The 23638-nt window shown below is 56.9% G+C and carries 19 protein-coding genes; 10 read left to right on the top strand and 9 right to left on the bottom strand.

Annotation, left to right across the window (positions count from 1 at the left end):
* Positions 1-85: 85 nt before the first annotated feature.
* The 3 genes from OSO_RS0106225 to OSO_RS0106235 form a co-directional block, all read right to left on the bottom strand.
* Complete coding sequence (locus tag OSO_RS0106225; RefSeq protein ID WP_010582605.1) at positions 86-1444, bottom strand: DUF711 family protein; 1359 nt, start codon at positions 1442-1444, stop codon at positions 86-88.
* Between the two features lie 76 nt (positions 1445-1520).
* Positions 1521-2108 (bottom strand): ACT domain-containing protein, encoded by a 588-nt coding sequence (locus OSO_RS0106230; RefSeq protein ID WP_010582606.1) that lies wholly within the window; start codon positions 2106-2108, stop codon positions 1521-1523.
* Between the two features lie 125 nt (positions 2109-2233).
* On the bottom strand, positions 2234-3022 hold the full coding sequence (locus OSO_RS0106235; RefSeq protein ID WP_010582607.1) for a sugar phosphate isomerase/epimerase family protein: 789 nt from the start codon (positions 3020-3022) through the stop codon (positions 2234-2236).
* Positions 3023-3598: 576 nt separating this feature from the next.
* Here OSO_RS0106235 and OSO_RS0106240 point away from each other — a divergent pair.
* From OSO_RS0106240 to OSO_RS0106250, 3 genes are all read left to right on the top strand, one after another.
* Positions 3599-4222, top strand: a complete 624-nt coding sequence (locus tag OSO_RS0106240) for a leucine-rich repeat domain-containing protein (protein ID WP_010582608.1) — start codon at positions 3599-3601, stop codon at positions 4220-4222.
* Positions 4223-4442: 220 nt separating this feature from the next.
* Positions 4443-5585: an alpha/beta hydrolase family protein gene (locus OSO_RS0106245; RefSeq protein WP_010582609.1), complete on the top strand. Its 1143-nt coding sequence runs from the start codon at positions 4443-4445 to the stop codon at positions 5583-5585.
* Positions 5586-5620: 35 nt separating this feature from the next.
* Complete coding sequence (locus tag OSO_RS0106250) at positions 5621-6637, top strand: Kelch repeat-containing protein (RefSeq protein WP_029246710.1); 1017 nt, start codon at positions 5621-5623, stop codon at positions 6635-6637.
* A 144-nt stretch (positions 6638-6781) separates the two neighbouring features.
* Here the strand turns inward: OSO_RS0106250 and OSO_RS0106255 are convergent, their stop codons facing one another.
* From OSO_RS0106255 to OSO_RS0106270, 3 genes are all read right to left on the bottom strand, one after another.
* On the bottom strand, positions 6782-7045 hold the full coding sequence (locus tag OSO_RS0106255) for a hypothetical protein (RefSeq protein WP_010582611.1): 264 nt from the start codon (positions 7043-7045) through the stop codon (positions 6782-6784).
* A 486-nt stretch (positions 7046-7531) separates the two neighbouring features.
* A complete protein-coding gene (locus tag OSO_RS0106265; protein WP_237729258.1) occupies positions 7532-8020 on the bottom strand; it encodes a sirohydrochlorin chelatase in 489 nt (162 codons plus the stop codon).
* A 175-nt stretch (positions 8021-8195) separates the two neighbouring features.
* Complete coding sequence (locus OSO_RS0106270; protein WP_010582614.1) at positions 8196-9536, bottom strand: sigma-54-dependent transcriptional regulator; 1341 nt, start codon at positions 9534-9536, stop codon at positions 8196-8198.
* 295 nt (positions 9537-9831) lie between these two features.
* On the opposite strand from OSO_RS0106270, the gene OSO_RS0106280 reads away from it, so the two are divergent.
* From OSO_RS0106280 to OSO_RS0106290, 3 genes are all read left to right on the top strand, one after another.
* Positions 9832-14100, top strand: a complete 4269-nt coding sequence (locus tag OSO_RS0106280) for a hypothetical protein (RefSeq protein WP_010582616.1) — start codon at positions 9832-9834, stop codon at positions 14098-14100.
* Between the two features lie 102 nt (positions 14101-14202).
* Positions 14203-15222, top strand: coding sequence for a threonine ammonia-lyase (locus tag OSO_RS0106285; protein WP_010582617.1), 1020 nt, complete (start codon positions 14203-14205; stop codon positions 15220-15222).
* 314 nt (positions 15223-15536) lie between these two features.
* Positions 15537-15785, top strand: coding sequence for a hypothetical protein (locus OSO_RS0106290; RefSeq protein WP_010582618.1), 249 nt, complete (start codon positions 15537-15539; stop codon positions 15783-15785).
* Positions 15786-16154: 369 nt separating this feature from the next.
* On the opposite strand, the gene OSO_RS0106300 is transcribed toward OSO_RS0106290, so the two are convergent.
* Positions 16155-17543 carry a DUF1501 domain-containing protein gene (locus OSO_RS0106300; protein ID WP_010582619.1) on the bottom strand — a complete coding sequence of 463 codons (1389 nt, stop codon included), beginning with the start codon at positions 17541-17543 and terminating at the stop codon, positions 16155-16157.
* A 547-nt stretch (positions 17544-18090) separates the two neighbouring features.
* Positions 18091-18294, bottom strand: a complete 204-nt coding sequence (locus OSO_RS0106315; protein WP_010582621.1) for a carbon storage regulator — start codon at positions 18292-18294, stop codon at positions 18091-18093.
* A gap of 484 nt (positions 18295-18778) precedes the next feature.
* Here OSO_RS0106315 and OSO_RS0106320 point away from each other — a divergent pair, with 484 nt between their 5' ends.
* From OSO_RS0106320 to OSO_RS0106335, 4 genes are all read left to right on the top strand, one after another.
* Positions 18779-19858, top strand: a complete 1080-nt coding sequence (locus OSO_RS0106320) for a Gfo/Idh/MocA family protein (protein WP_010582622.1) — start codon at positions 18779-18781, stop codon at positions 19856-19858.
* Between the two features lie 40 nt (positions 19859-19898).
* Entirely contained in the window at positions 19899-20738 is an 840-nt protein-coding gene (locus OSO_RS0106325) for an MBL fold metallo-hydrolase (protein WP_010582623.1), read from the top strand.
* Between the two features lie 346 nt (positions 20739-21084).
* The gene (locus OSO_RS0106330; protein ID WP_029246713.1) at positions 21085-21867 is read left to right on the top strand and encodes an SDR family NAD(P)-dependent oxidoreductase; all 783 of its coding nucleotides are present in this window, start codon (positions 21085-21087) and stop codon (positions 21865-21867) included.
* Between the two features lie 86 nt (positions 21868-21953).
* Positions 21954-22874 carry a spermine/spermidine synthase domain-containing protein gene (locus tag OSO_RS0106335; protein ID WP_010582625.1) on the top strand — a complete coding sequence of 307 codons (921 nt, stop codon included), beginning with the start codon at positions 21954-21956 and terminating at the stop codon, positions 22872-22874.
* Positions 22875-22955: 81 nt separating this feature from the next.
* On the opposite strand, the gene OSO_RS0106340 is transcribed toward OSO_RS0106335, so the two are convergent.
* Complete coding sequence (locus OSO_RS0106340) at positions 22956-23636, bottom strand: HD domain-containing protein (protein ID WP_010582626.1); 681 nt, start codon at positions 23634-23636, stop codon at positions 22956-22958.
* Positions 23637-23638 lie beyond the last annotated feature (2 nt).

The raw sequence follows: 23638 nt of genomic DNA on the forward strand, positions 1-23638 counted from the left end.
ATTCCGGCTTGAACCCTCATATGCGACGACACACATCGAGCGTTCTTAAGACCAAACGAACGAATTCACCGTCATCACGCCAGAATCATCGTACCGGGGGAATTCGTCCACCGCGTCGAATGAACCCCTCTGACAGACCAGCCCCGCGAACGGGCAGAATCACGGCGCTCGCCTTCATCCCACTGTAGGACACTAGATCCCCCGCTTGCTTGCCAGGAACGATGACGAGACGCACCGCGGCCGGACGTCGATTCAAAATGGCGAATGAAACCTGGTCCGCGATAATCGCGGAAAGGGTCGAGCGATCGGTGTCGCCAGGCAGGCAGATGAGATCCAGGCCGTTCGCTCCCGAATTCGCCGCCATGCAGAGCTGATCGAAGGTCAACGTTCCCGACTGTGACGCGGCGGCAAGCGAGGTGTCCTCAAGCAGCGACAACATGATTCTTGAGTATGCCCCGGCCGAACAGGATGCGAAGGCCGACCCCGCTCGAATCGCGCTCAGGATCAGCGTGAGCGCCGTCGCAGTTCCCGGTGCACCGACACGTTCAATGCCAAGCAGCGGCAGCAGGTCAACCACACTGTCACCGGGACGATGAGTCGGGGCCAGAGTGACGTCGATACTGCCAAATTCAGCTCCCAATCGTTCCGCGATTTCCCGACCGACGAGTTCCGCGGTTCGCGTCGCCTGAAAAACCGCCGTTTGAATGACCGACGCCAATTCATCCAGGCGGGAATCGGGGTTCTCCTGTAATCGCTGCTCGAGCCCATGCCGAATAATGGACGTGGCCCCAATCCCGACATGCACGACCAGATCGCCCCATCCGTCACCCAGACAGGCTCCGGTCAGGTGCGGATGCCCCGTGGAATCATTCGCCAGGACCGCCAGTTTTCCCGTCGCATCTCCGTTGCGATGACTGGAAGCCTGTGCCGTCTTAAGCAGCACATCCGCAATCGACGTAATCGCTTCCAGATTGACCCCATTTTCTGTCGATCCCACATGCACCGCCGCGCGCACGCGTTCGGTCTGCACAAGCGCCTCGGGAAGGCTGGCGATCAGTTGTCGCGAACTTTGAGTCATCCCGTGCTGAACGTCGGCCGCGAAACCGCCGATTCGATCGGCATGGACGTTCGCCGCAGCACCATCGAGCGTCTTCGCGATGTTGACCAGTTCCGAGGAATTGAATCCTTGCGCGACGCGATCGATGGGCGTGACACATAATCGCCGCTGCAGAACCGGGACGCCCATCAGTGACGCAACTTCGCTGCAGACGACATTCATCCGCCCGGCCTTTTCAACGATCCGGTGATAGATGCCATCACAGAGCCGATGAAAACTGCGGTCGGCACAGTCGGCAATGTTGATTCCAAGCGTCACCGTTCGAACATCGAGCGGAAGCTGTCGCAGTTGCTGTAACGCCGAAAAGTAACCAGTACTGTGTGCCATATTCGCGGCCTGACGAACGGAGATCTGAGAGCAGAGCAAGAAAAACGCGGGTCGCGGTCCTTATGGACCCGCGAACTCAAGACTCAGCGGTATTGAATCCGACAGGTTCGGGGTGAGAGAGCGCCGCCACGATCCGGCGATGCTGCATGGCGACGGTGATCCCATCAGTTTGAAATTCGTGCTTGAGTTCCTCGCAAAGGTGCAAGGCATCGATCCCGGGTGGAACCGAGAGTTCCATTGCCGCCATGAATGTCTGATTCGCAACTTGGCGCCCCTGAAGATCAACGAGGTCGATCCCATCCAAGGCCAGTCGATGCGCCAGGAACCGCAGAACTCCCGGCCGATCCGGCCCCGACAGGGTTAACACATAGCGTTCCTTCGGTGTCGGTTCCGTCTCGCCATCGAACCCGGTGTCACCCGACGGATCTCGCAATGTGACCTCGGCACCAAAAGGGCGACAGATCGCGCGGATGTGATCGACGATCACTTCCTGGTCCTGATCTTCGGGAAACTCGGCCGCCATAATGACGGCGAAATACTTGTCAATCACCGCCTGACTGACATCACGCATGTTTCCGCCCAATTCGTCCAACGCGTTCGCCAGCGCGGCGAGGATTCCCGTCCGATTCACCGCCAGGACAGTCATGATGTAACGCTTGGCCATCTGTCATCCATCGATTGAGTAACTCAATTGCCATCCGTTCGAGTCCGCTTCAGCGGACCGTGCGGAGTCAGATTGTCAGGCCCATCGTTCCAGTATACGAAGTCCTGATCCGTCCGACGAACGTGTCACCCCCCCAGCAGAATTCGCTGGATGAGTTTGATTCCTCGAGCCAGATCGAACGCCCGATCTTCGGCCACCCCGCGTATCGCCGTCAGCCAGCCTCGGTAGTCCATCTCGCCCAATAGCGCGAGGACCTCAATCCAGTCGACGTTTCCCTGCCCGACCGCTACTTCCTGGCCGCCATCGATGCCGTGAATTCCGTCACGAATTTGAACGTGAACCACCAGTTCATGGAGTGAACGTAAGGAATCGATGACGGGCCGTCCGGACATCGCGAAGTGCGCCGGGTCAAAATCGATCCCAAGCGGACCTGTTTTGACGTCATTGAGCAACGTTCTCAGAGTCTCGGCCGAGTCATTCGTTGGGGTGATCGCCAGCACCGTACCGACATGATTTCCATACCGCGCCAGATCACAAAGGATGTCGACCAGAACCTGTCGCTCTTTCGAATCCGCCTCTTCCGGTATCCGACCGACGCGAATGCAGAGCGTTCCCACCTTCAAGGTGTACGAGAACTTCATCGCTTTGCGAATCGCTTCCACTCGCAAATCAAGACGGTCGGGTTCGTACAAGGCATGTTTGAGTGGGTAGACGGTGCTGGCAACTTTGAGTTGGTGCTCGCTGATGTGATGCAGAAGATCGCGGCGCCCTGTGTCCGAGAGATGGCCTGAATGGACTTCGTTCCGCACGTCAAACTGAATTCCCTGAACGCGCAGATCCGTCGCGGATTTGATTGATTCCACGAGCGACTGTTCGAAACAACGAGTGGCAACGGCAAGACGAAACTGATGCATGTTCTGACCATATTCTCCGAGAAACCGACACGGCGAGGCACTGACTCCGTGCGGATTCCGCAGTGTAAAGCGATTCAATAATTGTCAAAGAGACAAAACTCCGTCGCAATTAGAGACCTTCGCACTGATGCCATGCCCGCAGGCCCGTCGTGCGAACCGCCATCGTGCTCGACGAACAGACACAAACCAACGACGCCCTTATCTTAACGGGTCGAATGCGTTGCGTGATCGCAAAGCCGTCATAAGAGGACCACTGCGGCACGATTCTCTTCGTCACAAGTGCTGATTGTAGTGATTGTTCCAGCATTATGACACGAGCGAACGAATCACAAAGACGTCGGCGTCACCCTTCGATCCCCCCTGAAGTTCGTCTGCCCCGCCGCGCGTCTCCGCTTGATTGCACCACCCGGCGTGACGCAGCGCTGGCGAACTTCTCCAGGTCGAACTACGTACGGACCGCCTCGCGTCGACCTTGGCCCTCTTTTATTGGTAGACTTGAAGCGTGCGCTGCGGCTGGCTATCTCTCAATGATATCGGTCAGGATGTCTTCGTTTTTCGATCAAGGAGTTTGCACCAATGATTCGTTTGTTGAGCACTTGGGCTGTCTTGGGAACACTCAGCATCGCGATGGTTTCGGCTGCGGAGAAAACTCCACCCACAGAAGCCGAAACGAAAGCCATTGAACTGATCAAGAAATCCGGCGGTCAGGTTATGGAATTGGCCCAGAACGATTCGCGATTGGATGTCGCCTTTCATCTGGCCGACGGGAAGATTACCGACGAACAACTCGTTCCCCTCAAAAGCCTGCCACAACTCGCACAGCTCAACCTGCGTGGCCGTGAAATTACGAACGCGGGACTCGTCAACATCAAGGACGCCAAGGGCTTGCTGCGGCTCCACCTGGAAAAGACGAAAGTCACCGATGACGGTTTGCAAGAATTGAAGGGGTTGGAAAACCTTGAGTACCTGAATCTTTACGGAACCGAAGTCACCGACGCGGGTCTCAAGCACCTGGCTGGATTGAAGAAGCTGAAAAAGCTGTATCTGTGGCAAACGAAAGTCACCGACGCCGGCGTGGCAGAACTGAAGGCCGCGATCCCCGAGATCCACATCATTCGAGGTGTTGAGCCTGCCAAACCGGCTGAAGAAAAGAAGGAAGAGAAGAAAGAAGAAGAAAAGAAGCCGGAAGAGAAAAAGTAATATCTCTTCGAGAGACGGTCTGAACATCTCGATCGCCATCGGTGGTCGAGATGTCGAGCCGCCCGAGCGTCCTGCCTAGGCCTGACCTGTCTGTTGACATCGTTCATTCCGACAATTTCATCGATGCGGTAAGTACAAGAGCCCGTTTCAAATTTTGGCTTGTTGGCCTGATCTCGCCACAAAAATGAACTGACTCGGCTGTTGGAAGGGGACCCCAAGCTTGTCTCTTGCTGCTGCGGCCTCGCGAAATCGACTCGCGCGACGAATCGGTCCGCTTGTGATCCAGTCTCTTCTGACTCTCGCAAGCAATTCGTCGGGTCAACCCTGGCCCGAGTTACCCACGCAAAATGACGTTGTCGAGTTGCCCGCACAGGAGTGGCCCTTGCGTCCTGGTCCACGCACCATCCGAGTGCTGGTCCATTATCCACAGCAAAAACAGGCGTCGGTGACGGCCGACACAGGATTGATGCTAAGCCTTCACAATTGGGGGGGCGTCGATTGCGTAGGAACGGCGGTGCCGCAAACACTTGCCGATCGCTGGAACCTTGTCGTTCTCTGCGTCAATTACCTGCAAAGCGGTCCGATGGATTCCATCCAGGGCCCCGAACCGTACGACTGCGGCTATCTACAGAGCCTCGACGCATTGCGATCGCTCTGGTGGCTTCGAGATCGACTCTTGGCGAGCAAGCAGCCCTTCGCGGATGATCGCATCTACGCGACAGGTGGCTCGGGAGGTGGAAACGTCACGCTGATGGCAAACAAGCTCGCGCCACGCACGTTTGCCTGTATTGTCGACATGTGTGGAATGAAAAAATTGTCAGACGACATTGCGTACAACCTTCCCGGCGGGACGACTCTAAACGCACGCTGGTCGCGCGATCCGCAACACCCGTTTTATCTGGCGTCTGGGCAGCAAGAGCTGCGATTCGTCGGTTGTCCCGAGCACTTGTTGACGATGCGACGGATGGGAAGTTCCTCCAAAATCGTGGTCGTCCACGGAACAGAGGATGACGTCTGCCTGTTCTCAGACGCCGAAGAGATGGTCAATTTGATGCGCCGCAGTGGCCTCGATGTTGAACCCCACTTTATTTCCAAGGCGGACCTGGACGGTGTCGCATTCACGTCGACCGGCCATTCTCTGGGCAATCGAACGGAGATCGTGATCCAAGTTGCCGACAAGTACGTCAGAGTCGACAGCGCAAACTCGCTTCGACGACCCGGCCCCACTGATTTTGAGCGGCGTGACGAGGTTCGATATCGAACCTCAGACGGCGAATTCGTCATTTCCTACCAACGAGGGTATCCCGTCGGACGATTTGAGCCGAAGGTCGCCGCGGGTATCGAAGTCAAACCTGCCCCCTGATTGAAATCCTCTTGAAACTGCAAAAGGTGTTTCGCATGCCGTTCCGAGTGATCCTGATTCTGGCTGGCCTCGCGACTTGGTTCGGTCCGATCCCGTCAATGGCCCAGTCAGACAGTCCCGATTGGAAACTGGTCACCCCCAAGGCGGAATGGCGGGCGCGTGATTCCAGCGGTGAGGTGGTTTTCCAAGACAAGGTGTGGCTTTTCGGCGGCTGGTTTGATTCGTTCCAATCGCCTCCACGCGACGTCTGGAATTCGAGCGACGGCACACGCTGGAACCTGGTGCAGTCCGAAGCGCCTTGGAAATTCAGTGACCTGCCGATGACGATCACCTTCGCAGACCGGATGTGGTTTATGGGAGGGTGGACCAATGGGCGACTCGCAGGCCACGGAGCCACGAATGAGGTCTGGTCTTCAGCCGATGGCACCAACTGGAAACTCGACGGGCTTGCTGGATGGTCACCTCGAATCGCGTCGGCCGTCGTAGAGTTTAAAGGCCGGATGTGGATTCTGGGTGGGACCGAAAACTACTACTTCGGCGATCTCAAGAGCCTGAAAAACGACGTCTGGTCCTCGGCAGATGGAAAAGAATGGCGCCTGGAGACTGCCGACGCGGGCTGGGCGCCTCGGTCATACCATCAGGCGGCAGTCTTGAACGACAAGATCTATGTATTTGGCGGGGGAAACTACGTCCCGCAATATCAAGCATTCAATGATGTCTGGTCGTCCAGCGACGGAAAGACCTGGGAACGCGTCACCGAGTTTGCCGAATGGTCGCCCAGACTCTGGTTCTCATCGGTGGTTTACCGCGATCGCATGTGGGTCCTGGGCGGCTGGTCGAATAATCCGTCCAAAAACTGGAGCGATGTTTGGCATTCGGCCGACGGAAAGAACTGGCAACAGCTCAAAACCAAGGCGATCTGGAAAGAGCGTCACGAACACTCGACATACGTATTCCAGGGCAAGATCTGGGTCGCGGGGGGCATGTCTCCGCCACTCAACAATGAAGTCTGGTCGCTCGAGCTGCCGCCCGATTTTTTCAGCAAGAAGTAACCGCCCGCGGTCACAGGTCCTTCACCTTGGGGTCGCGAATCACCGCGTCCGCAAGGTGTTTTTTTACACAGATTGCAAAAGATCTGTGATCGGCCGGCCCGTATTTTGAGCATCTTGACCGACTTGATCAATTTGCCCTGCAACTCATTTGAAGAACACGACTTGCCGCAAAAACAACAAGATACTCATATTGAGCATCTTGCGCGAGATGTTGACGAATTCCCCTTTGAGGGACTGGGTACTGATCGGAGCTGCGACCTCGGCCTCCAAGTCGGTTGAACCAGGATTCGACACATGGCCGATGCCGCCGTGATTCTTTGCTTGCGGGTTGCGGCTATGAGGACGCTCCTTGAGTTTCAGCCGTGTGGCCCAGACATCACACTTCGCCGACGTTTGCAAGACGTTCATAGGTTCACATCATTCACCCCGTCCGACACGAGGTGGACAGGCACATTTTCCAGGGCTGTTGAATTCAACAGTGCTTCGACGAGGTGCTTTTTGCCGTGGGAATGCCGTGGCAAAAGGAGCCCATCCCGACCTGCGACCGGTTTCGTTCAGAAGGCCTGCAATTTTGACACGAACTGATCATACATTCTCGAAAAATCGTGTCAGGACCAACTCGCACCAATCTTCCAAAGGTTTGGAAGACTGCCCCCGTGGATTGGATGCAACTACGGTCAAATCGTTTTCGGGACAGGAAGACGACGGCTCGTGCCCAAAGAGCATGAAACCGCGATTCGCTGGGCGGGTCGCCTTCGAAACGCAATTTGTCCAGTAGTTCTGGCGGACACAGACAGATCAAATGTCGCCGAAAGGCGCACTACCATTGCCCCGTGCGGACGACGAGGAAGGTTCAGTCATTCCACCGACGGAGAGCCACAAGTTGTCAGTGAGTCACACCGTCGTTGATTTTGAGTTCCCCTCTTCCAAACAGGCAAGCACGATGTCGGCCATCAGTGGGTTCAGGCCCAGGTGGGGGCAGAGCTCAAACTGGACGTTGGGAAATTCCGCGGCCAGTTGCTTTCGGGCGTCTTCCAGATCCAACACGACATGAACGCCGGCCGAAAGGAAATAGGGCAGCATCAGGACTCGAGTGGCCCCGCGTTCGACGCAGATGCGGCCACCGTCGACGATCGTCGGCGGCGCGAGCTCCAGGTAAGATTCTTGCACGACGCCGTATTCCTGGCGACGTGTGATGAGTTCGGCCAATCGGACGAGATCGTCGTTGGCCTCTTTCCGCCGGCTGCCGTGAGCAATCAGCAGCACCCCCGTCTGTGGTGAGCGGATTTCGGGGGAGGGGTTGGTGTCGCTGGTCATCTGGTACTCGATAAAAGGCATCGCACACTCGGGGGCGGATCGCTTTCGCCACAGGCGTTCTGTCACTCGTCTGTCTCTTTTCTCTCTCTCGTCCGGCCCTGGTTCCCAAGCTCCCGCTTGGGAACGCTTCGCCAATTCCGGTGTTTGAAGGAGAAGCTTGGGTCGCCTCGCACGAGGCGTTACCAAGCGGGAGCTTGGTAACGAGGGAAGCAACGAGGGATTTCCGTTCGCGAATACGATCTCAAAGATCGATGCCCAATTCCTCGATCTTCCGATACAGGCTGGACAGCCCTAATTTCAAGCGTTTGGCGGCCTCGCGTTTGTCGGGGCACTGGTCAAGGACGCGCAAAATGTGCAGGCGTTCGTAGTGGCGCAGGGCGGACCGCAAGTCGTCCGTGTCGGGCAGAGGCTGATCGGCACCGCGGAGGTCCGGTGGCAGATCGGTGGGCCGCACATGTGTTCCCTCGCACATCATTACGGCGCGTTCGATCGCATTGTCGAGCTGCCGGACATTGCCGCGCCATTGTGACGACATCAGCAGCCGGATGGTGTCGCTCGAGGCCAGCGTTGCCTTGCGTCCCATCGCACGGCTGTGCTTGCTGATGAACGATTCGACCAGTTCGGGAATATCGTCCAGACGCTCACGAAGCGGTGGAATGCAAATCTTGGATCCGTCCAATCGATAGAACAAGTCTTCCTGGAATCGCCCGGCTTCAATTTCGGCCGAAAGGTCCCGCGTGGTGGCGGCAATCACGCGGGCATGAATCTTATAGGGTTCCGATCCACCGAGCGGAGTCGCCTCGAGTTTCTCGATCGCACGCAGCAGTTTCATCTGCGTCGCGAGCGGCAACTGAGCCACTTCGTCGAGGAACAGGGTTCCGTGTCCGACGAGCCGGAACAATCCCGGTTGAGGGTTCGCATTGCCAACCGATCCGAACAGCAGGGAATCGAGATCACTTTCGGGGCGTGTCGAACAGTTCGCCACCATGAATCGTTCGTTCTGCTTCGTCCCCCACTGGTGGGCCGTCCTGGCAAACAGCTCTTTCCCCGTTCCCGACTCTCCCACCAGCAGCAGCGTCGCATTGGTAACGGCCACCTTGCGAATCGCATCCTGGACCTGTCGAATCGCTTTGCTTGATCCGACGATTTCGTCGCGATTATCCCGTCGCGACAGTTCGCGCCGCAGGGCTTGATTCTCCAGATACAATTCCCGGTACTCGAACAGTCGCCGCAACTTATTGGACAGGTCATCAAAAATGACGGGCTTGACGAGATAGTCGAAGGCTCCGGACTTGAACGCTTCAACCGCGTTCTCGACGGTGGCATACGCTGTGATGATCAGGCCGGACAGGCTGGGGTTCAGCTGCTGTAGCCGGCGAAGCAGGTCCAAACCGTCTCCATCGGGCAGTTGCACATCGCAGATCGCGACGTCGAAATCCTGCTTTTTGGCCTGCAACATTCCGGTGACCACCGACGATGCGACACCAACTTGATATCCCTCGTCAACAAGGAATTCACGAAGCGAACTCCGAATGATGTCTTCGTCTTCAACGATCAAGATCGAATTCGTGCGTTTGAGCATGGCGCAAGGAATCTTCAAATTGCGAGGAAATCGACCAGTGACTGGAACCGCAATAGAATCATAGTGACCGCGTCACTGATTTCCGGCAAGCGGTACCGTGTTTGTAAATTTGCGGTAATGTTTGTTGACAAGTGAGGATTTCGGCAACTCTTCCGGCCGTGGTTGCGTCGAACTATGGTATCGTCGAAAGTGACGGAAAGTGGTCGTCGGCAGCCCGCGAGCCCTCGCGAAAATCTGCGGGAAGTGCAACAATTTCTGGTGTTTCCAGTTCAATTCCCGATGAGGGCGATCGAACATGACGGCCGCAACCAACCCCGGCAAATATGTCGACTTTGACGAATATGTCGGTCTGAAGCTCGAAAAGACACGTTCGACGATTCGAACGACGGACATCTTGACCGCCGTCGCTGGCGTCGGCGCCATGACACTCGGTTATTTGCTGCTGTTCGTGGTCATGGACCAATGGGTCATTCCGGGCGGATTTAGTGCGGGCTGGCGATTGGCCCTGCTGTCGATGCTGGTGATTTCGGCAGGCGGCTGGCTGGTCTATAAGGTCGGAATTCCCTCGTTTCGCTCCGTCAACGGCTTGTTTGCGGCCAAAGCGATCGAAAAGGCCGAACCTGAGCTCAAAAGCAGTCTCCTGAACCTTGTCGATTTGAAAGCCGCAGGGCGACCGATCAATCCAGCGATCCTGCAGGCGATCGAGCGTCAAACGGCCGTCAAACTGCAGCAGGTCGACGTTGCGTCCGTGATTGACCATCGACCGCTTGTTCGGACGGCGTATTTGCTACTGGCCGTGATCGTCATCTTCTGCATTTACGCGATGCTGTCCCCGAAGAAGATCTCGAACTCAATCTGGCGTGGACTGGTTCCTTTGACTCAGGTGCCGCTCGCGACAGTCACCGAAATCCTGGACATCAAGCCCGGTGACATTTCCGTCCCCGTTCATCAACCGTTTGTCGACGTTCAAGTCGATCTGGCCGGAGAGATCCCCCCGCAAGTTCTGCTGCTGTATTCGACCGCCGATGGCAAGCAGGACCAGCCGTTGGAACTGCGCGCGGACGAGGATGGGCAGCCGCGTTACCGGGGACAACTGATCGGCGATGGCGGCCAGGGGCTGGTCCAGGACATCACGTATCTGATTCGCGCCGGCGACGCGACATCAAAACCCTATCGCATTCATGTCGAGCAACCTCCGTATGCGGATATTGAAAGTCTGAGGATTGAATTTCCCGCCTACATGAAGCTGTCTCCGGTGGAACAGCCGCATCATGGTGCGATCGATACCTGGGAAGGCGCAACGGTGACCTTCCATGCGAAGACCAACATGCCGGTCCGTTCGGGGACCATTCAGTTCCTGGACGATCCCCAGGCGGGCCCGAACGGCGAAGAAATTCCCATGGCGGTCTCATCGGGCGGAAAAATCCTGCAGGCGCAGTGGACGCTGGCACTTCGATCCGATGGCACATTCCCCAAGCACTACCGAATCCACTGCAAAACCGAAGAGGATCGCGTCACGACGGGGCATGTCAATTATCCGATCACCATTCGCCCCGATGCCCCGCCACAAGTGACGCTGGTGCAACCCGATCGTGACATTGATGCCCCGGCGAATGTCACGATTCCGCTATTGATTCAGGCACACGACCCGGATTTCGAGCTGGGTTATGTGTATTTGAACGTCGAAAAGTCGGGACAGCGCATACTACACGAGCAGATCTCGGAAGGACGGGTGCAACGCCTGACGCTGAAGCACAATCTGGAACTGAAGCGGCTACAAGCGGCTGCAGGAGACACGTTTGAGTTGTGGATCGAAGTCCATGACAACCGGCGACCGCGGGCGAATTCACGCAACACACCGAAAGTGAAAATCCGCGTAATCCAGACGGTGACTCAGCAAGAGGCCGACGAACAACTTGCGGCTCAGAACGAACGCCTTGATCAGAAGATGGCCGAAGCGAGCGACGACGCCAATGATGCGGCGAATCCCCCACGTGAGGGCGAACCTGAAGACCGGCCGCCACGCGATCCGACGCGGCCTGACGAGGCCACAGCGCGGCGCGAGAATCAGGACGAGCAACCAGCTCAAGAACCCCAAAACGGTCAACAGGAAGATGCCGGTCAAAAGAAGCCGACGGAACCGGGCAAGACGGCCGAAAAAGGCGATTCTCGAGACGGATCTGGTCAGACGGCGGGAACGAAGCCCTCGAAGAAAGACACGGCAGGGAAACCGGACGAGGCGCGAAGCGATCAAAACTCGGGCGAAGCCAATGACAAAAAGCTGCCGAACGACGGAACCCAGGATGACGAGATCATTCGACGGATCAACGAGCGGTTGAAGCAAGAGAAACCGCCGAAATCAGACGCGAATCCCGATGCGGCCGCGAACGAACAGAAAGAATCGCAACCGAAGCCCGGCACACCAAATCCAGATACCAAACCCGAGTCGGAGAAGCCATCAAAATCCGACAAATCAGGTGCTTCGTCGGACGAGAAGTCGTCTAAATCAGACGCCAAATCGCCCCGCAAGAACGATCGTCCGCAAGGCGACGACGCAGGGCCGACGTCGTCGGACGATCCGTCTTCGACAAAGCCTTCGGAATCGAAAAAAGATTCCGATCTTAAGACATCGCCGAACAAGCCTGCGACGGCTGAAGAACCGCCTGGCGACAACAAGAAAGAGGAAAATCCGTCCAAGATGAAAGGGCCCGAGAAGGATTCTGACGGCTCTACGGACGACAAGACAGACGACACGCCGTCCGACGGAAAGAAGCCCGGCTCGGAAGCCGCGAAAGAGGGAGACGGGACCGACAAGCCTGAGAATAAACCCACGAAGTCAGAACCGACTCCCAAAGGAACAGAACCCGATCCCGCCAGTAACGCGACAGACGATTCTCTAAAGCCATCCAAGTCAGAATCACCCGACGATGGCTCGAAACAAGACGGCAAGAAACCAGACGGTGGTCAGAAGGATCAAGGAAACCCCTCCGAGAAACCTACTGATGCGGACCAGGAAAAAGGTCCAGGAGAGATGAAAACGTCAGACGACGATTCGCAGAAAAAATCCGCGGAGTCATCGAAGCCATCGGGCGCTGGTGAGAAGAAATCGGACAAGGAAAAATCGGACGACGCTGCCGAGCAAACAGACAAGGCTTCCGGATCGAAGTCGGACTCGAAGAAAGAGGGCGAACCACCCAAGGACGCCGACGAATCCTCAGCGGATTCGTCAAGCGCCTCCAAGCCCGGCAAGAAGCCGTCGGATTCCACCAAGAAGCCACAGAAGAAACCTAGTGGTGGTGAGGCCGCGCCGGAAAAAGGCGATCCAGAGACGGCGACTCAACAACAGAAACAGGACAAAAACGGCAAGCCGTCTTCGACGAAGCCGAATGAGAAGGCCAATCAAGGAAAATCCGGCAAATCGCCCGATGAAAACCCATCCGGAGTCGAACAAGACCCATCAACGGACGCCCCCAAACAGGGCAAGAATCCAAAATCCACGAAATCGACTGAGAACGAAGCGAACGAAAAGGAGCCCACTTCGAACGACAAGGATCAAACTCCGTCGAAATCCAAGTCCGATTCCGGAGAAGGCGGAGACTCGAAAAAATCCTCCGGTCAGTCGGGTCAGGAAGGTCAAGAAGGCGGAAAGCAAGGCGAAGGAGATCCGCAAGGTTCGAAGTCCGAAGGTGACGACACGAAAAGCTCATCCAAGAGCGGGAAAGAGCAGGGCGGCGAGGGATCTGGCAAGCCTGAGGATTCGTCGAAGAACTCCGATTCCGACAAATCGAAGAACGACAAGTCGTCGTCAAAGGCTGATTCAAAGCAAGGTGATTCAAAGGCCCCGAAAGAGGGCAAGACCGGCAAGCAGGATTCCGAATCAGGAAAGGCCGATTCACAAAGCCAAGGCAAAAAGGATTCGGGTAAGAGCGATTCAGGTAAAGGCAAGAATGGCGAATCCGGCAAGGGTGAATCGGGGAAGGGCCAAGGCGATCAGGGCGGAAAAAGCGAAGGATCGAGCAAAGCCGGGTCTGGCTCGCAACCCGGGCAGGGTGGAAAAGGTCCGCCACAGGATGGCCCTGGCGGCGGTGATCCGGGCGACGCAGACGGAATTCCCAACGCCGGGGACGCCGCACCAGCAATAGGGGAAGGCGACGACGCCAATCTGGAATACAACCGGCAGGCCACAGAGTTGATCCTGCAAAAACTGAAGAAGGATCTTGAACGCGGCGACGTTGATCCGGAACTCTTGGAGCAGCTTGGGTGGACGCCCGCTGAACTGAAGAAGTTCGCCGATCGGCTTTCCAAATCGCTGAACGAATCGAAACAAGGAGAAGAGACTCCTGAATCGCGTGCGCGCCAGCAACAGTTCCAGGAAATGTTGAAGAATCTCGACCTGCAACGGTCGGGAGCTCAACGTTCCGGTGCCAACGAACCGAAACGCGAAGTGAATCAGATCGAATCCAAGCGCCCGCCCGCACCTTCGGCGTATTTAAAAGCATTTGAGAAAGCAACGAAAGACCTCGCCCGCCAGAAACCTCCCGCAGGTAAGCCCGCCAGTAAGTGAATCACGAATCGCAACAGACACCGCCCCCTTCGAAACACGTGTTCGAAGGGGCAAGCGTACCTTTGATGCCGATTCAGGGTGATTCCCCCCTAAGGACCAACGATGACGATCCGCGAAGTGACCATTGACGACGTTCGAGATGCCGAGTCCGTCATTCGAGAGCATCTGACACCCATTCCCCTGATTCGTTCGTACTCGCTCGAACGTGAATTGGGGCTGCCAAGTCATCGCCGCGTCTGGCTGAAAGACTATGGATGGACTCCCGTGGGTTCGTTCAAGTTACTAGGTGCTCTCTACTGGATGGCCAAGAATCTCGAGCGAATCGGCGACCGGCCCGTCGCGGCCCATTCGTCCGGAAACTTTGCCTCGGGGATCTCGTTTGCGGGGATGCGATACAAGAAGCAGGTGGTCGTCGTGATGCCCGAATCCGCGCCACGCGTCAAATTCAAATTGACCCGGTCCTTCGGGGCTGAAGTCATGACGTACGATATTTCGCGCGACCACGAAACGGGTGAACGCGATCGCATCACGCGCGAGCTGGCCGATGAACGGAAAGCCGTTCAGGCCTCGCCCTATGATGACCCCTATGTCATTGCCGGAAACGGAGTCGGCGGACTGGAAGTCGTCACCGAATTGCAGCAACAGGGTCGCGACGTGTCCCACTTCTTCTGCCAGGTCAGCGGCGGAGGTCTGATGGCTGGTCAAGCGATTGCCATCGCCGATGGGTTCCCGTCGGCAAAAATCATAGGGGTGGAACCCGACGGCGCTGATGACTTTCGACAATCGCTGGCCGCAAACAAGCGAACCCGCGTCGATCATCCCCAGAGTATCTGCGACGGGTTACTCTCGTACGACGTGGGTGAGCACAACTGGCCTATTCTGCGGAAGTTTGTCACGGATGCCGTCGCGATTTCCGAACTGAAGACGAGGGGGGCGATGAAGTGGCTGTACGACACGCACGGCCTTCGTACCGAGCCTTCCGGCGCGATCTCGACCGCCGCACTCCTTAGCGGCCAGATTTCGACTGAAGGTACGGGGGACATCGTCGTTGTCATCAGCGGACGGAACGTGGACGAAGACCGTTTCCAGGAATGGATGACGTTGCCAAGCGACTCAAAATGACCGGAATTTGGAGAAGCTGCGTAACGAAGAGTGGCTATAGAGCCTCAATTTCTACCGTGAACGGCACAAATTCATAAATCTGGAGGTTTGTGCCGATTCTGCGAAAGATTCTGGTTGTAACAGCCGATTCTTTACCCGTGTGGCATCGCAATGAGATGTTCGGATGAGCCGACTTCATTCGACGCCACGCAGCCGATGATTTCGCGACGTGGCCGCTTCAGGCTTCGGGTCGACTGCCTTTAGATGAAGGCAGCAGGAAATCAAGGGAACGCCACGCGTGGGGCGTGGGTACTTCGTCGTGCAAGGATGTTGTCATGAAAGCGATATCGGGTTGGCGCGGAATGCTGGTCACAGGCTTGCTGATTTCGGCGACCTCGACCGGCTGCCTTCAAACGACGATCGGTGGTCAGACCTTGCCGTCGGCGTACTACCTCGACGATGACGTGCAGTACTTCAAACGAGGACCGGAACAGAAGCTGGCCAACCAGATTCGTTCGCTGGAACGATACAAGGTGGAACGCGAAGCCAACCAGCAGGGTTTAAACGAGAACGTCGGCAACTGATCGTTGACCAGGCGTGATCGTCAGGCCGCTGTGCCAGATCTTCACACACACACCATCAGAACCCGCGAAGAACACTTCGCATCACCGGTTCTGCAAGCGAAAACTCGTACGTCGTTCGCCAACCGTGCGAATCGACGTCGGGGGGGGACGAGCCCTTCGCAGTCAGCGTATTCAGGCAACAAACATTGCCTGAGTTCGTCGGCTTGCGAAGGGTTTTTCTTTTGGTCAGCACCGCGGCCGAATGAAAGCTCAACAGCGTGTTGAAGTAAGGGTGACAGGCACCGTAGCGTTCACGATATCATGGGGTGCTTTAATGTGGTCGGAGCCAGTCCCCATTACTTCAACACGCTGTTAATTCAGTATGGAAGCTTAACTAAAGAGTTCCATGATTGGCTTCGTTCCGAAATCGGCCAGCGGAAACGGTCGACCTGCGGGACCGGGCAAATGGGTTTCCACGTTCAGCCCAAGACTCTGATAGATTGTGGCGACGATTTCGGGTGGTGTGACGGGCCGCTCGGCCGGATCCCCGCCGATCGGATCGCTGCGACCGATCACACGTCCGCCTTTGACGCCCCCTCCCGCGAAATAGACGGTCCAACACTGCGGCCAGTGATCGCGCCCGCCCGCCGGATTGACGCGCGGCGTTCGCCCGAATTCGGCCAGGTTGCAGACGAGTGTGTTGTCGAGCATTCCCCGCTGTGACAAGTCTTCAATCAGGGCGCTGTATCCCTGGTCGTACATCGGCGCGACCACATTCTTCATCCCTTCGATCGATGTGAACGGAAGCGTTCCATGGATGTCCCAGGTCACTTCATTGAAAACCGTCAGAAAGGTGTTCACCGTGACGAACCGAACGCCCGCTTCCACCAGTCGGCGTGACAAGAGACAGCATTGACCGAAGCGATTCATTCCATAACGTTCGCGAACCGACTGAGGTTCTTTGCTCAGATCGAATGCATCACGCGCCTGGGGACTGGAGATGATGCGAAACGCCGACTGAAAGCTGCTGTCGAGAAGTTGTGCGTTTTCGCTCTTTTCAAACCCCGCAATTGTCTGGTCGACCACGTCTCGCATTCGACGACGCCGGTCCATTCGCGCCTCGCCGATCTGCTTGGGCGGCAACAGATCTGGAACGACGAAGTCAGGCTTGGACGGATCGGCATTCAAGGCGAATGGGTCATGCGCCTTGCCCAGGAATCCTGCGGCCTGACCGTTTGGCAAGTTGCCACCACCGGACCCCATCAATTCCGGCAGGACCACAAACGGAGGGAGATCGGTTTTTCGTCCCAGCAGATAGGCGGTCACGCTTCCTGCATGAGGCGTGTTCACCCCACCCGTGAAAAAGCGTCCGGTTTGCATCATTTGCCAGCCGGCATCATGAACGGCGGGCGCGCTGTGGTTGCAACTGCGGACAAACGAGATGTGTTGGGCCAGTTCGGCATGCCGTGGCAGGATCTCGCTGATCTGAATCTCGGGCGATCTCGTCGCGATGGGTTGAAACGGCCCGCGAATCTCACGTGGCGCATCCGGCTTGGGATCGAAGGTATCAAGCTGACTGGGTGCCCCCAGGTTGAAGATCATGATGCAAGCACGATCGTTCTTTCCGGCGCCGGTGGTCGAGTCGGCGGCGAGGACGGATTGCCGCGCCAGATCGGCCATCGACAAGCCAATCGCGCCCAAGCTTCCGACTTGAAGAAAGTCGCGGCGCGAGACACCGTCACACGTGCGAACCGAACCGTCACCTGAAAGATTCAACATAGTCGATCATCCTTTCAGCTCTGCGTCTTCGAAAGGAAAGACGATCCCGAGATCGTTCCGTCGTTCGACATGCCCCAGACCGGGTCGAAGGTCGCTGTCGTCCCAGCAAGTAGACCAACTTCGCGCGGTCTCGTGCAAGTTCGCACGGACCAGACGCCGGCGGATGGTCCGTGAATTGGCAACGATTCCAATGTTGCGTCGCAGAACTTTAGGACCGATTGGACCTGAGGAAATGACAGCGCCCACGCAATATCGACGAAATTATGCCCGCGTTGATTGGTATCCGATCCCCGTTGAAATTTCGTTCACGGCGTTGCCCGAGCGGATTGCGGTCCCACACTGTTCGACCACGGACAATTTGGCTGTGAACATCTCGCGCGGTGCCTCGTGTTTTCTGAGATGAATCTGCGCCAGCCCCCAACTCGTGAATGGTGACGCGAGGCGTCATCCCGAGCTGCGACCAATATTGCCGACCAATAAAAAAAACCGGCCAAGCGTGAGAGCTTTGCCGGTTCAAGTTTTTAAACGCGTCGCGCCGAACTGCTGATTACAGCGAGTCGACGTCGTGACGGTCATTAATTTGTTCTTCAAGATGACCAGCGGGCTCACACAGTTCTTCACGAACGATGTTCATGTCACGTGGAGCTTCGATTCCGATGCGCACGGTATTGGGACCAATCCGCACGATCGTGACCGCCACATTGTCGCCGATCAGGATTTTTTCGCCTGGCTTCCGAGAGAGAACCAACATACCGCCACCCCTTTCCTGGTTACTGATCAATCATCCTTGTGCTTACTCAGCGGTCTCAACGGTCGCACTCACTTCATTGATCAATCCGACAACCCGCCGGAAGTGTCATCAACTGGAGGACGACGTCAGAAGGATAACAGGTTGCCCAACAGGAAATCCAGTCTAATCCAAGAAATCAGAACAAACCCGACGCATGCCTACTTCGTCAGCAACCGCGTGAAAACTCCCGCAAACCCTGCGAGAAATGCACAGAAACCACGCAAAAAACGCGAGCAATCCGCAAAAACCGCGAAACCGCGTCACAAAATCGCCCTCAGGACGAAACCGACCTCCACCCGGCCAGGCGTGTGCACAAAAAATAGGCAGAACCACCATGCCTAGATTTCGCGCAGTCGATCCACACTTGCTTTTCGCAAAGTCGAGCCAGATGCTAGCGACTCGTTTTCAGGATTCGGCGGGTCTTTTGTGAAGGGTGTGTGAGCCGATGGTCAGGATCGGAATCGTCGGGATTGGGTTTATGGGCTGGGCGCACTTCTCTGGCGCTACAAAGATCACGGAGTCCGGCAAAATCACCGGCTCGAAACTCAAGGGTGGGTCCGTCACGACGATCTGCACCCGCAGCCCGGAAAAACTGATCGGTGACTGGACGTCCATTCAAGGAAACTTCGGACCGCGCGGCGCGAAGCTTGATCTGACGAAAATCGTCGCCTACGACAACTATCACGAAATGTTCGCATCACCAGATATCGATCTGGTCGACATCTGTCTGCCAAACGACCAGCATGAAGAGGTCGCGATTGCGGCGCTGAACGCCGGGAAAGACGTGCTGATCGAGAAGCCGATCGCCGTCGATCCCAAATCGGCCGATCGCATGGTCGCCGCGGCACGCAAGACGGGCCGAAAGCTGATGGTCGCCCAGGTTCTGCCGTTCTTCCCTGAATTCAAATTCGCCGCCGACACCATCGCATCGGGAAAATACGGAAAACTGCTCGCCGCGAATTTTCGTCGCGTGATCTCGCCGCCTAAATGGTCGGGTGACATGTCAGACTTCCGAAAACTGGGAGGCTGGGGAATCGACCTGCATATCCACGACAACCATTTCATCGGACTGATTTGCGGAATCCCACAGCAAGTCTTTTCTCGCGGACTGGTTCAGGATGGCTTCGTCAACCACGTCCACACTCAATATGTCTACGAGAACTCGTCCCTTGCCGTGACGTCGCACAGCGGCGGAATCGCTGCCGACGGACTGGCATTCTCATCGGGGTTTGAGATTTATCTTGAAAAAGCGACACTTCTTTACTCGGCGGGAACGCTGGGCGGCGAGTGGGTCACGGATCGCCCATTGACGCTCGTCACGGGCGGGAAGGTAACGCAGCCCAAACTAAAGGGCGGGGGCGAATGGTGTTCTCCATTCACGGCCGAGCTTCAAACCGCCGTCGATGCGATCAAGACCGGGGAAACGCCGCGATTGCTTTCGGACGAACTGGCCCGCGATGCACTCAAGCTGTGCCACGCCGAAGCCAAGAGTATCATGACCAACAAGCCCGTGAAGGTTTCCTGAACGCGGGCACCTGACGAACTGACTGATCGGACGATCCGTAATGGTTGAGAATCTGCCGTTTCAAACTCTGCAGCACGACGGCCTGACAATTGAGGGCTATTCGCGTGCGGCAGTCCAAAGCTACTGGCGGATCCCCGAACTGAAGCTGGGTTTCGATCTGGGTGGCAGCCCCTGGGACTTCATGAATGTGCCCACGATCTTCATAACACATGCGCATCTGGACCACATGGCCGCGCTGCCGGTCTATGTGGCCCGACGGCGCATGATGAAGATGGAACCGCCGACGATCTACCTACCCGAAGAGAATGTCGAGTGGGCCGATCGGCTGCTGAAAGTCTGGCAGCGACTGGATCGTGGTCGGATGGTTTGCCAACTGGTGGGCGTGAAGCCAGGCCAGGAAATCGAGCTGTCTCGCGATCATGTCGTCACGACCTTCGAGACGCGCCACACGGTGCCGTCCGTCGGTTATTTGGTCTGGCAGCGCCGAAAGAAGCTGAAACTGCAGTATCAATCCATGAGTGGCAACGAGATCCGCGACCTGCGGAAATCGGGAGTCGACGTCACTCATGAAGTGCGAACCCCGCTGGTGTGTTACACCGGCGATACCGCGCCACCGGGACTCGACAATTACCCGGCGCTCTACGAAGCGAAGATCCTGATTACTGAAATGACCTTCTTTCGGCCTGACCACCGGAAAGAGAAAATCTACAAATTCGGCCACACGCATCTTGATGACATCATCGAGCGGGCCGATCGATTCAAGAATGAACTGATCATCATCATGCACTTCAGTACGCGCTACGCGACCAACCAGATTGAAAGGGCCGTCATGAAACGATTGCCCGCTCAACTGAGAGACCGCGTCAAGTTGTGGTTCTAACGCCTTGTCAGAACGAAAAACACGTACTGGGTGGCCAAGTCAGGACGAGCGCAGCCCTGCAAGACCCGAGGTTTCGGCAACCCACTGCAAACCCAGTCCACCCGACGCGACTCCAACAGAGCAATGAGATCAACGACTGATGGCATTGAAATGAACTGACCGGCCCTTCAGACCTGCTTTTGACATTTCGGTCTGATCCAGAGTTACAGTGAAGTCGCCTTCGACCCTGGCAACGAAACTGGCCGGCCTCGTTGGGCCTGAGGAAAAACATCACCACGCGACGACGCGGATCTTCCCCAACGTTTGCCCGCGCAATCCACAAATCACACCCCGAAAGGCTATTCGAATGCATGTACTCGACCGATTTCGCCTGGATGGCAAGCGACTTTTCATCACCGGTGGCAGCCGGGGTTTGGGACGCGAGATGGCGCTGGCAATCGCCGAAGCCGGCGCTGACGTCGTGCTGGTCGGCCGCGAAGAAGACAGCCTGCATAAGACCGCAGAAGATATTCGGCAACGCGGACGCGCCGCATTCCCCATTGTCGGGGACATGAGCGAACCCGATCAGTGCGAACAGGTCTGCCAGCGTGTGCTGAAAGAATTTGGACCGATCGACATTCTTATCAACAACGTCGGCGGCCGTCGTGTCGACGTTCCGATCGAGGACCAGACGCTTGAAGAATGGAATCGGCTGATCGATTTGAACCTGACCAGCACGTTCCTGTGCCTCAAATATATCGGCGGAGAAATGGTGCGGCGCGGAACCGGGGGACGAGTCATCAATGTCGCATCCATCTCGGGCATGATCGCCAACCGTGGCATCGGTGGCCGTCACTATGAAACAGCCAAAGGAGCGGTGATTCAACTGACACGGTCCGCCGCCGCCGACTGGGCCCCTCGCGGCGTGACCGTCAACGCGATCTGCCCCGGCGGATTCATGACGGCGCCGAATATTCGCTGGGCAACAGACTGCCCAGAGATGATCAAGAACTTCCGCTCACAGATCCCGAACGGAGACTTCGGCCAACCCGAAGACTTGGGACCGCTGGCGGTTTATCTTTCCAGTGACGCTTCGCGTTATATGACGGGCGCGTCAATTGTCATTGACGGGGGCTACACGCTCTGGTGATCAGCAGCGTCAATGCCGGCAACTTGAATTGAACCGTTGACGAGGCGACTTTTGCGCCCGTCGAATAGGCGCGAGGACCGTGACTCATGGAATCAAAAGACCAGTGGATCGGCGAAGAATTGACGCCGCACGACGTTTGGCAGCATCGCGTCACAAAAGTCCTGACCAGTTGCCAGACTCCGTTTCAGACACTGGCGGTGGTCGACAGCGGCGTTTACGGCCGCGCGCTGGTCCTCGACAATCGCTGGCAAACATGTACGGGAGACGAGTTCCTGTATCACGAACCCATCGTCCACACGCCACTCGTACTTCATGGCAATCCGCGACGCGTTCTGATTGCCGGCGGGGCGGATGGCGGCGCCGCGCGTGAAGCTCTTAAGTGGAAAACCGTCGAAGAGATTCGATTGGTCGATATCGACGGAGCCGCCGTGGAAGCGTGTCGAACGTGGCTGCCTGAAATCCACCAGGGGTCGCTCAACCATTCTCGCGTCCACGTCGAAATCGGAGATGCCTATGACGTCATCGCCCAAGCACGAGATTGGGATGTGATCATCGCTGACCTCACCGACCCGATCGAAGACGGCCCGGCGTACAAGCTGTTTACGCGCGAGTTTTTCACGCATTGCCGTCAGGCCCTTCGCCCCGGCGGTCTCTTCGTTAATCAGGCGGGGTCGATGTCACCTCCGCTGCTAACACCTCTTTCGCGCACCGCGAAGACGATCGAATCGGTGTTCGCACACACGGCAGTCATGTCGGTCTTCGTGCCGACCTATGGTTCGCCGTGGGGCATGGTGCTGGCAAGTGACACACCGATCAACACGTCACCGGCGATCGACGCGATCGATGCGCATCTCGCTCAGTCCGTCAACGGCCCACTGCGCATGTTCGACGGCCGGACACTGCTCGGATTGCTGCAGCCTCCACGGCACGTGCGGGAACGCATTGCCGACGAAACGATGATCTACTCGCTCGACAATCCACCACAATTATCACGCGGCAACGCGTGACCGAATTGAACGGCGGGCCCCTTTGTCCCGCTGATCATCAGCGCAGAAAATTCGTGGCTTAACGTAACGACCGGCCTGGAATCATGCATTTACTGGCGACTGACGTCCAAAGTCCGCATTCCATTCGCTGAAGAATTGCTTCAGATAGGCTTCCATGAACGCGTGTCGCTGCGCGGCCAGACGGCGACCGGTTGACGTCTGCATACGATCCTTCAGCAGCAGCAACTTCTCGTAGAAGTGATTGATCGTCGGGCTGTGCTTGGCTTTGTACGCCGCGAACGATTCATGCAGTTGATGGGGCGTCTCGGGATCGTGCATCGGGCGGCCAAAATGCCCGCCGAATGCGAAGGCACGTGCAATTCCAATCGCACCGATCGCATCCAGCCGATCGCCGTCCTGAACACACTTTCCTTCGAGCGTTGGCATCTCAGTGGCAACGCCCGCCCCTTTGAACGAGACGCCGGCCACGATACCACACACGGCGTCGACCACCGTCGGATCGACATGGTTCCGTTCAAGCCATTCGCGGGCGGCCCGTGGCCCCGCATGTTCGTCACCGCCATGGAATTTCCAGTCGGCGATGTCGTGGAGCAGGGCGGCAAGCTCGACGACACCGAGATCCGCCTGCTCTTGGCGGGCGATCTCAAGTGCCGTTCGCCTGACGCGATCGATGTGCCACCAGTCGTGCCCCGACGAGTCATTCGCAAGGACGTTACGAATATGATCCACGGTCAGGGATATGATCTCGGCAGTGACCAACATCG

Source organism: Schlesneria paludicola DSM 18645 (assembly GCF_000255655.1).
GTDB classification, from domain to species: Bacteria; Planctomycetota; Planctomycetia; order Planctomycetales; family Planctomycetaceae; genus Schlesneria; species Schlesneria paludicola.